Origin of the sequence: Caulobacter sp. HMWF025 (assembly GCF_003060965.1) — a bacterium.
In the GTDB taxonomy this organism is placed as follows: domain Bacteria; phylum Pseudomonadota; class Alphaproteobacteria; order Caulobacterales; family Caulobacteraceae; genus Caulobacter.
Genome location: NZ_QAII01000163.1, coordinates 6,328 through 6,976, shown reverse-complemented (window position 1 = coordinate 6,976; position 649 = coordinate 6,328). Strand labels below are relative to the sequence as shown.

The window sequence follows — 649 nt, the reverse complement described above, 5'->3', positions numbered from 1 at the left end:
ATCGTCAATGTCATGACCGCCGGCAGCGGCAACGACACCCTCGACGGGGGCCTCGGCGGCGACCGCATGATCGGCGGCCTCGGCAACGACACCTATGTCTTCGACAATGCCGGCGACACCATCGTCGAAAATGCCGGTGAGGGTTACGATACCCAGATCGTGACCATCAACTCGGCGATCGCGGCCAACAATATTGAAGTCCTGACCTTTGCCGGCACCGGCAATTTCGCGGGCTATGCCAATGGCACCGGGACGGTGATCACCGGCGGGGCCGGCATCGACACCCTGGTCGGCGGCGCAGGCATCGACGTTCTGAACGGCGGTATCGGCAGCGATATCCTGACCGGTGGCGGCGGCGCGGACGTCTTCCGCTTCGACAGCATCGGTCACGGGATCGACCGGATCGCGGATCTGCAAGTCGGGGTCGATCACATCGCCCTTAAGGCCACCGCCTTTGGCTTGATCAGCCTGTCCGACATCACCTTCGTCAGCGGTGTCGCGCCCCAGCCGACCAGCGCCAGCGCGACCCTGCTCTACGACACCGCCACCGGTGCGCTGTTCTTCGATGCCAATGGCGGCGACGGGGCCGACAAGGTGCAGATCGCGACCCTGACCAACAAGGCAGCGATCACCCTCAATGACTTCTGGC

1 pseudogene is annotated in these 649 nt (G+C 64.3%); it reads left to right on the top strand.

The annotated features are described in order from the left end of the window. Nucleotides 1-649 (top strand): annotated as a pseudogene (locus DBR10_RS19210) (hypothetical protein); the annotation flags it as partial.